6 protein-coding genes and 3 pseudogenes are annotated in these 6,448 nt (G+C 67.4%); 5 read left to right on the forward strand and 4 right to left on the reverse strand.

All coding sequences use genetic code 11. From position 1 onward, the window contains the following. The first annotated feature begins 44 nt into the window (after window positions 1-44). Window positions 45-845, forward strand: coding sequence for an IS21-like element helper ATPase IstB (istB, locus tag E6R62_RS26730; RefSeq protein ID WP_136216035.1), 801 nt, complete (start codon window positions 45-47; stop codon window positions 843-845). A gap of 223 nt (window positions 846-1,068) precedes the next feature. Continuing rightward, window positions 1,069-1,884, forward strand: coding sequence for a class I SAM-dependent methyltransferase (locus tag E6R62_RS26735; protein ID WP_168714197.1), 816 nt, complete (start codon window positions 1,069-1,071; stop codon window positions 1,882-1,884). Between the two features lie 246 nt (window positions 1,885-2,130). Here the strand turns inward: E6R62_RS26735 and E6R62_RS26740 are convergent, their stop codons facing one another. After that, on the reverse strand, window positions 2,131-2,472 hold the full coding sequence (locus E6R62_RS26740; RefSeq protein WP_136216037.1) for a VOC family protein: 342 nt from the start codon (window positions 2,470-2,472) through the stop codon (window positions 2,131-2,133). A 365-nt stretch (window positions 2,473-2,837) separates the two neighbouring features. Between E6R62_RS26740 and iscX the strand changes: the two are divergent. The 3 genes and pseudogenes from iscX to E6R62_RS26755 all read left to right on the forward strand — a co-directional run. Next, window positions 2,838-2,968 (forward strand): annotated as a pseudogene (gene iscX, locus E6R62_RS26745) (Fe-S cluster assembly protein IscX); the annotation flags it as partial. 110 nt (window positions 2,969-3,078) lie between these two features. Then, complete coding sequence (locus E6R62_RS26750) at window positions 3,079-3,540, forward strand: MarR family winged helix-turn-helix transcriptional regulator (RefSeq protein ID WP_136216038.1); 462 nt, start codon at window positions 3,079-3,081, stop codon at window positions 3,538-3,540. Window positions 3,541-4,068: 528 nt separating this feature from the next. Then, the gene (locus E6R62_RS26755; RefSeq protein WP_136216039.1) at window positions 4,069-4,611 is read left to right on the forward strand and encodes a GNAT family N-acetyltransferase; all 543 of its coding nucleotides are present in this window, start codon (window positions 4,069-4,071) and stop codon (window positions 4,609-4,611) included. On the opposite strand, the gene E6R62_RS26760 is transcribed toward E6R62_RS26755, so the two are convergent. From E6R62_RS26760 to E6R62_RS41210, 3 genes and pseudogenes are all read right to left on the reverse strand, one after another. Beyond that, window positions 4,595-4,999, reverse strand: a complete 405-nt coding sequence (locus E6R62_RS26760) for a transposase (RefSeq protein ID WP_240801920.1) — start codon at window positions 4,997-4,999, stop codon at window positions 4,595-4,597. The genes E6R62_RS26755 and E6R62_RS26760 overlap by 17 nt on opposite strands. 82 nt (window positions 5,000-5,081) lie before the next feature. Beyond that, a pseudogene (locus tag E6R62_RS26765) lies at window positions 5,082-6,265 on the reverse strand (IS701 family transposase); the annotation flags it as partial. 56 nt (window positions 6,266-6,321) lie between these two features. Continuing rightward, window positions 6,322-6,448: pseudogene (locus tag E6R62_RS41210) on the reverse strand (IS630 family transposase); the annotation flags it as partial.

Below are 6,448 nucleotides of genomic sequence, written 5' to 3' on the forward strand. Positions count from 1 at the left end.
GCGGTAGAAGCGCCTGTCCGGCGTGGACGAGATGGTGAAACGCCATGACGACCTTCCAACGCCACCGCGGGCTAACCGAACAGGCCGCCGACGCTGCTGTCGATCAGGCATGTCGGTTGCTGCGGCTGCCGACCATCCGGGCCCAGTTCCCCGAGCTTGCCGAAGCCGCCGCCCGTGACCAGATGTCGTATCGCGGTTTCCTCGCCGAACTGTTGATGACCGAATGCGACGACCGGGCCCGCCGCCGTTCGGAACGGCGGATCAAGGCCGCCCAGTTCCCACTCGAGAAATCACTGCGGGCCTTCGACTTCGAGGCGAACCCCAGCGTGGACCCGGCGGTCATCCACACGCCGGCGACCTGCGAGTGGGTCAAGAAGGGCCTGCCGCTCTGCTTGATCGGCGACTCCGGCACCGGCAAGTCGCACCTGCTGATCGCGCTGGGCACCGAAGCCGCGATGGCCGGCTGCCGGGTCCGCTACACACTCGCGACCAAGCTCGTCAACGAACTGGTCGAGGCTGCGGACGAGAAGGTGCTGACCAAGACCATCGCCCGCTACGGCCGAGTCGATCTTCTCTGCATCGACGAGCTGGGCTATAGGGAACTCGACCGCAGGGGCGCTGAACTGCTGTTCCAGGTGCTGACCGAACGCGAGGAGAAGAAAAGCGTCGCCATCGCCTCGAACGAGAGTTTCAGCGGCTGGACCAAAACCTTCACCGACCCCCGGCTCTGCGCGGCCATCGTCCACCGCCTCACCTTCGGCGGCAACCGCATCCAGACAGGCACTGAATCCTACCGCCTGGCCCTTACCCAGGCCCGGGCCGCCGCACACGACGCCTCCGGCTGATGTCACACGCCAAGCCCTTCATCGGCGGGAGCCGCATTTGTCGGCTCAGGAGGCGCCGTCAAGGGGAAGGCGCCTGTGCTTGCCCGTCATGACCAGTGCGGCGAGTGCGCGCGCATGACCTGCTGGCTGCGCATGACCTGGCTCCACTTATCAGCTCCCCTTGGAATCGATCATCTAGGCTGGCGCGGTGACTGATGAGCAGGAGCGGGTGCGGCCGTCGGGAGTGTGGGCCACGGCGGTGGGGGTGGCCAGGGTGCGGGCGCTGGAGACTGAGCGGGAGAACGCGCTGTTCTGCGACCCCCTGGCACAGGCCTTCGCCACCGCCGGCGGTCTGTGGCCCTCCTCGCCGCCGCTGTCCGATGACGAGGCCGCGAGCCGCCGCCGGCTGGCCGTGTCGTTCTCCATCGTCATCAGGACAAAGTTCCTCGACGACCTGTTGCAGCAGGCCTGCGCGTCGGGGGTCCGGCAGGTCGTGCTGCTCGGCGCCGGCATGGACAGCCGGGCCTTCCGGATGGACTGGCCCGAGGGCACCCGGCTGTTCGAGGTCGACACCGCCGCCCCACTGGACTTCAAGGCTTCGGTGCTGCGCCAGGAGCGGGCCGTCGCACGCTGCGAGCGGATTACCGTCGCGGTGGATCTGCGTGAGGACTGGCCGGGCGCGCTGGCCGCAGCAGGGCACGACCCGGCGGCGCCGACCGTGTGGATCGCCGAAGGACTGCTGATCTATCTGCCCGAGGACGCGGTGGAACTGCTGCTGGCCCGGATCAGCGCGCAGTCGGCGGCGGGCAGTTGGATGGGGCTGACGTTGGGCTCGCGCGGCGTGATCGAGCGCTTCGGCGCGGACGCCGTGCCAGGATCGGCGGCGTCCATGTGGGTCTCGGAGATGCCCGACGACCCGGTGGGCTGGCTGGCCGGGCACGGCTGGGAGGCAGGCAGCCACACCCTGCGCGAGCGCGCTGCCGTCTACGGCCGCCCGATCAGCACTCCGCCGCAGCGCGAGGAGCAGCCCGGCGGACTGATCTCGGCTGTCCGCCGGTAGAGCGCCTCCTCCCGGTTCCCCACCGACGTAAGCACCTGACCGGTGTCAGTTCTCATCGACATTTTCCGGCCCTGTGATCATCAAGTGCTGCCCGGACTCGGTGATAAACGGTGTCGCACGTCAGTTACGAAGTCACGCCATCGGGCTGCGGGCACGAGCTACGACAAGCCGGCTGTCCGCTTTGAGGCGACCATGCCGGTCGCAGTCACCAACGAGTGACTGTGACCGGCACGGTGGCGATGTTCGTCAGTGGACGCAGAATTCGTTGCCGGTCGGGTCCTGCAGCACAGTCCAGGTCAGGTCGGGAATGCTGTGTTCACCGACGACGCTCGCACCCAGAGCGACCAGCCGCTCCACCTCCCGCACCATGCCTGTGCCGGACGCGGCGGCGAAATCGATGTGTACACGGTTCTTGCCGCGCCGCTCTTCGGCCACACGCTGGAAACCCAGCGCCAGAGGCTGCGCTTTGACGATGACGAAGTCGCCGTGGTCCTGGGTGATCTCGCCTCCCAGCGCAGTAGCCCACCACTGGGCTGACTCCTGCGGTTCCGCACAGTCCACCGTAATCATCACTGCTGTCAGGGTCATGGTCGTCACCCTAACCACGACCACCGACAGTCATCAGCAGCAACCGTGCTCAGAGCTGCGGCCCACGACCGTCGAAGACTTTCGATGCGCTCACGTGGCTGTGAGCGGCACTTCCACGACGGGCCCTGGTCGGCTGCCGCACGGCCATCCCTTGCGCATGCCTCTCCAGAAGGCGCCCGGCCAGTACCGCTCTTTCGGGGTTCTTTGTCCAGCCCAATCACTTCAGACTCTGACCAGTTCGAGTAGCAGCTCGCTACCGCTGGGGTTGGATACCGGGAGCCGCTCGGGCTCGTGCTGGCTCAGTCGGTGACGAGGGGTTCGATGTTGCCGACCCCAGTGGGCAGTTCCCGGCCGCCGGCTTCAGGCCGGATATTCCGAGGTTTGCGAACCTCGTCGACCTGCACCGATGGGTGCTGGCTCTGCCTCACTTCAGCGACGACCCCTCCGGTGGAACGAGAAGGTCCTGGAGGCGATCCAGGCAGCATGGATCGACGAAGCCGACCGAGAACACCAGTCCCCGGCTTCCCCGGCGAACTGCACCGTCGCAGCCGTGAGACCTGAACCAGCCTTGACCTCAACCGCACTTGAGGTCCTAGCTTAGCGATCATGACGACCTCAAGCACCCCGCAGAACGGCACCATCACGTTCGGCCAGCGGCCCATCGCCCTGGTCGCCTGGCACGCCACCGAGGCGATCCTGCGACTTTCGCAGGCCACCCTGGCACGCATCGATATGACCCAACCCCAGTGGTGGGCGCTCAACAACATCGTTCGGGCCGAGCACGGCCTCACCAGGGAGGAAATCCGCGCCTTGGCCGTGCCCTACGGCATGGGCCCCCAGGCTATGGTCGACGCCTCCGACGCCCTCGTACACCGGGGCTGGCTCGGCATCGGCGCGGACGGCCGGCTGACCCTCACGGAGCAGGGTCGCGAAGGCCTGGCGACGGCTAAGGAACACATGGACCGGGTACGCGCGGAGCTCCTCGGCGACATCACGGAGGAGGAGTACGCGACTGCGGCTTCCGTGCTCCAGCGCGTCACCGACAACCTCGCCCAGGAGTCGTTGTGAAGGTGCCCGTCACAGCGATTTGAGCGACCACGGTTGAACGGCCGGCGGCCGGGCTCGGCAGACTCTGTTCGTTGGAGTCCGCCGCCCCTTCGGCCGGGCCGCTGGTGGCGCCCTCGGAGGTCGTGGGCGGCGAGGTACTGTCCTTGTCTTGTCGAGACCCTGGTGGCCGGGTAGCCGGCCTGATCCTGGGGGTCGGTGAGCCTCTTCCGATGCCTCTCAATGGCGAGCCACCGCCGCACCGTCCGCTCCGACACCCCCAAACACTCCCCGCAAGACGCACATGCCCCCGCGACAGCCGTCCCCGGGCCCGCAGCCCCAACAACCGTTGCACGGCAGGGCCGCGCAACGCCGTGAGCGCCGGACCCTGGAGCTCAGGCACCGGCTCTGGCACGTGCAGCGGTGCCGTCTAAGACGGAAGCGTGGACCTTGCCCTCCGCGCCCATGGCTTCGAGGGTCAGGAAAATTTGCCCGTATCGAAAGTGCCTAGTGAAGAGGACGGAGAGCTCAATTGTGATCCAGAATGATTGGATGGTCACGCTTGAGACTCCCCGTTTGATCCTGCGTCGTTGGCGCGAGGAAGACGTTGCGCCCATGGCTGCCGTCAACGCCGACCCCGAGGTCATGCGGTGGATCCGCGACGGCAGCGTCCTTGACGAACAGCAGACACGCGGCCGGGTCCAGGCATGGGAAAGCGAGTGGGAGTCACAGGGCTTCGGCCTGTTCGCCGTGGAGATCCGGTCCACTGGCGAGCTGGCCGGGTTCACGGGCCTTTCGGTGCCCGACTTCTTGCCGGAGGTACTCCCGGCGGTTGAGGTCGGCTGGCGGCTGGGACGTTCACACTGGGGGCAGGGCTTGGCCACCGAGGCCGCTGCGGCCGCTGTTCGGTTCGGGTTCGAAGAGCGAGGGCTGGAGCGGATCGTCAGCATCACACAGGTGGGCAACGACGCCTCCGAACGGATCATGACCAAACTGGGGATGCATCCTGTCCGTGAGACCGTCAATCCCACCGGCGGTCGGCGGGTACGGGTGTTCGAGTTGTCGTCGGATCAGTACGTCACAACCACTCGTTGATGGCTGCGACGAGGACGGTCGCCTCATAGCAGACCGCGAGTTTGTCGTACCGTGCGGCTACAGCGCGGTGTCTTTTGAGGCGGTTGATGGCGCATTCGACGGCGTGCCTTGCTTTGTAGTCTTCGGGGTCGAACTTCGGCGGACGACCGCCGCGTGAGCCGAGCTTCTTGCGGTTGCGGACCTGGTCGGCCTTGTCCGGGATGGTGCAGCGGATACCGCGACACAGCAGATAGGCGCGATTCTTCCGGGAGGCGTACGCCCTGTCGGCGCGCACGCGATCGGGTCGTGTGCGTGGCCGGCCCGGTCCGACGCGCGGCACGCGGACCTTTTCCAGGACCGGATCGAACTGCGGGGACCCTTGCTGCCCCGCCGTGACCACGATTGACATGCGCTTCTGTCCTTGTCGGTGGCCTGGTGGAGCTTGGACTTGACGGACGAGCAGTGGGCGCTGCTGGAGTTGCTGTTGCCGACGCTGCGCTCCGCTGTTCGGTCAGGAACAGGTGGGCGGCCGTGACCAGGGTGGCGTGGCGGTGCCAGCCGGTGAACGAGCGTCCCTCGAAGTGGTCCAGGCCCACGGCTGTCTTCAACTCGCTTAGTCGTGCTCGATCCGCCAGCGGACTTCGCGAGGCGGACCAGGTCCTTGGCGGCAATGTTCGCGGGCAAATTCGAGATCCAGTACTTGCCCGGTTCCGTCTCGCCCTCGGGCCACTGCGCGATCAGCCGGACCAGCGGGATCGTGCCGTCGGCGGCGGGTTTGGGCCGCCGGCCCGCGAGGCGGATCCGCAGGAGCACAAAGCGCGAGCTCATCGCTGCTTTGGAGCCCTTGCGCCAGGTCACGGGCCGGCCCTTGTGCCGCCCCGCGGCCAGCACGTGCTCGCGCAAGGACACGGGCCGGGTGCGGTAGCGGGGCAGCGGGCGGGGGCCGAGCCCTGAATAGGCGGGCTGATGCGGCACCGCTTCCTCGCCGTGGGCGGTCATCTCGCCCTTGACCTGCAGGACATAGGCCAGGCCCCGGTCTTCGAGACCGTGGCGGAAGTCTGCGTGCGCGCCGTAGCCGGTGTCCGCGACCAGGGCTGCGGGCCGCAGACCGACCCCGGCCAGTTCGTCGAGCATGTCCAGAGTGAGCTGCCACTTGGGGCGGTGGTGTTCGTCATCGGGGATCCGGCAGGCCCTGCGGCGTGCGGCGGCTTCGGGCCCGTCCCACGCGGCGGGCAGGAACAGCCGCCAGGACAGCGGGCACGAGGCGGTGTCGGAAGCGGCGTGGACGCTGACGCCGATCTGGCAGTTGCCGACCTTGCCCAAAGTGCCCGAGTGCTGCCCGGCCACCCCGGGTGAGGCGGTGCCGTCCTTGGAAGCCGGTATGGTCCACCACCCACACCTGCGGACGGACCGCGGCCACCGCCCGCCAGGCCAATCGTGCCCGCACCTGGTCGACGGGCCAGGTCGAGGACGTCATGAACTGCTGAGACTGCTGATGATCCACCCCGAGACGCTCGGCCATCGGCTGCATCGATTTGCGTCGACCGTCCAGAAGCAGCCCGCGCAGATACAGCTGGCCCTTCGCCCGCTGGTCCCGGCGGACCAACGGCGCCAACACCTCCGACGCGAACTCCTCCAGCCGACCCCGCACCGCCGCAAGCTCCCCAGCCCTCATACAGCCAGCGAACTACCAGGCACCCCGATGTGACAAGACCAGCTGACAAAGCACTACTAGTGACCTGAGTCAGAGATTCGGTGGCAGTAGGCGGCGACTTTGTCGAGGATCTCGTCGGCTGTCTTCGTCCAGATGAAGGGCCTTGGGTGGTCGTTCCAGTCGGCGAGCCAGGCCCGGATGTCG

Source organism: Streptomyces sp. A1136 (assembly GCF_004795055.1).
Taxonomy (GTDB): Bacteria; Actinomycetota; Actinomycetes; order Streptomycetales; family Streptomycetaceae; genus Streptomyces.